This is a genomic window from Nocardia sp. NPDC003345 (assembly GCF_053589395.1).
In genome coordinates, this window is sequence record NZ_JBSFRU010000547.1 from 1 (window position 1) to 2,109 (window position 2,109).

Consider the following 2,109-nt stretch of genomic DNA (forward strand, 5'->3'; position numbering starts at 1 on the left):
GCCGCTCGCGAGGAATCGTGGGACCTCCGCCACATATCGACGTTGCCAGGCACAGTAGGCCACCGCGGCATCCGGCACAGCGCTGTAACCGAGAATTGATCTCGGGCGCGGCGGCCCGGGCCATAGCCCGGTGCCGGCGACCCCCGACAGGTTACGGTCTGAAGATCATGGTGCAGTCGGTGGAATTGCTGCTCGACGAGGCGGCGGAGCAGCGGATCCGGCGACAGTGGGAACTGCTCGCCGAAGCGGGCCTGCCCGGGCTGGGGCAGGGCCGCGGCGCCGGTGGCGATATCGACACCCATCGGCCGCACATCACCGTCGCGGTGGCCCGGCAGATCTGGCCACGCATAGAACAGGAACTCGACCGATTACCGTTCCGCCCCTTCCCGATACGACTCGGCGGCGTCCTGGTCTTCGGTGCCCGCCGCCCGATCCTGGTGCGAGCCGTGACGCCGTCGGAACAACTACTCGCCTGGCACCGCCGCGTCCATCAGATCGTCGCCCCCTGCCCCGATATCCCCGCGAACCTGCGGCCCGACCACTGGACACCACACGTCACGCTGGCCCGGCGGGTGCTGCCGCAGCGGATCGGGGAAGCGGTCGCGGCCGTCGCGACCGATAAGGACATCGCCGCGACCGCGATCGGTGTGCGCCGCTGGGACGGCGACCGGCGGCGGGCCTGGACGATCGGCGAACACGGCTGACGGCACCCGCCACCAGGCCCCGCACCGGCACGTAGGGTGGGGTCCGGTGGCGTACGACACCGTCGCGGAACAACCGCGGCCGGGGCCGGCGTTGCAACCTGTATACCGACCACGAGAGGACGTCATGGCCACCCAGACACTGACGCAGCAGAACTTCGACGACGTAGTCACCAGCAATGACGTGGTACTGGTCGATTTCTGGGCTTCCTGGTGCGGACCGTGCCGCAGCTTCGCCCCGACCTACGAGGCGTCGTCGGATCAGCATCCCGATGTCGTACACGGCAAGGTCGACACCGAGGCCGAACAGGGCCTCGCCGCGGCCGCGAACATCCAGTCCATCCCGACCATCATGGCGTTCCGCGAAGGCGTCCTGGTCTTCGCGCAGCCCGGCGCGCTGCCGCCCGCCGCGCTCGAAGACCTCGTCTCGCAGGTGAAGGCCCTCGATATGGACGAGGTTCGTAAGCAACTCGCCGAACAGCAGGCAGCCAACGGCCGAGCGGCCGAATAGAGTTGAGAGACTACGGCGGACTCCGCACTTTCCGGGGATGGTGCGGAGTTCGCCGTAGTCGTATTCGCTAACCCAGCCGGTTGACGCCGGCGATCATCGCCCGCACCGACGATTCGGCACCGTCGGCCGCCAGCGCGGCACCCCAGCCCCGGCGACCATCCGACTCACACTGCACGAAGGTGGCGGTCCCCGCCGGCGTCCGGCGCTGATGGAATCGGAGAATTTCGACCGGATACCCCGCCTCGTACAACGCGGAGGTCATCGCGGCGATCGGATTACCGGCGGCCACGACCGACCGGGACCAGCCCGGGAACTCGAGAGTCGCGGTGAAGGCGCCACCCCGCGCCCCCGTCGACGACCAGCCCGCCAACCGGATCGGGCCGGCGCATTCGCCGTAACGGTCGTGGAATTGGTCCGCGGTCAGCTCGGCGCATTCGGAGCGCAAGCTGCGTGGCGCGGCCGTGGTCAGAGTGTCGTTTTCCAGAATCACAGTGGTCATGAGCACGTAGGTCTTCCCAGAGAAGGTCGGCAGGTTTCAGGGGGACCAGCAAAAGCGAAGAAAAAGGGGGCCCGCAGCGAGGGGGCCGGTCCGAATCAGACCCCGCTACGGCGGGTTACTACTACGGCAAGTAGCCGACGTGCCCGCTCCGCAGTGCGCGCGAGAAGCGCCGCGCCGTCGCGATCAGCGACCATCGGCGCGGCACAGAGGCCGTCGGCAGGGATTTGCACGTGCTCGACAATAAAGACTCCGCGTGCAGTTGGCAACCATATTCGCCTGCCGTTTCTCCTACCGTTCAGTAGCGTTTCCCCAGGTCACCGCCCCACCACCCGCCATACCCGGGCCGTTACCGTGACGAACGCTGTATTTTTGGCGCGCTGGCGCGCGCGGGGTTCGGC

General features: G+C 68.0%; 3 protein-coding genes. 2 read left to right on the forward strand and 1 reads right to left on the reverse strand.

Features of this window, described 5'->3' with window-relative positions:
• Nucleotides 1-167 precede the first annotated feature (167 nt).
• Both ACWDU1_RS31835 and trxA read left to right on the forward strand, forming a co-directional pair.
• The gene (locus tag ACWDU1_RS31835) at nt 168-704 is read left to right on the forward strand and encodes a 2'-5' RNA ligase family protein (protein WP_450004127.1); all 537 of its coding nucleotides are present in this window, start codon (nt 168-170) and stop codon (nt 702-704) included.
• A gap of 124 nt (nt 705-828) precedes the next feature.
• The gene (trxA, locus tag ACWDU1_RS31840; protein ID WP_450004128.1) at nt 829-1,212 is read left to right on the forward strand and encodes a thioredoxin; all 384 of its coding nucleotides are present in this window, start codon (nt 829-831) and stop codon (nt 1,210-1,212) included.
• Nucleotides 1,213-1,279: 67 nt separating this feature from the next.
• Here the strand turns inward: trxA and ACWDU1_RS31845 are convergent, their stop codons facing one another.
• Nucleotides 1,280-1,711: an alpha-isopropylmalate synthase regulatory domain-containing protein gene (locus tag ACWDU1_RS31845; RefSeq protein ID WP_450004129.1), complete on the reverse strand. Its 432-nt coding sequence runs from the start codon at nt 1,709-1,711 to the stop codon at nt 1,280-1,282.
• Between the last annotated feature and the right edge of the window lie 398 nt (nt 1,712-2,109).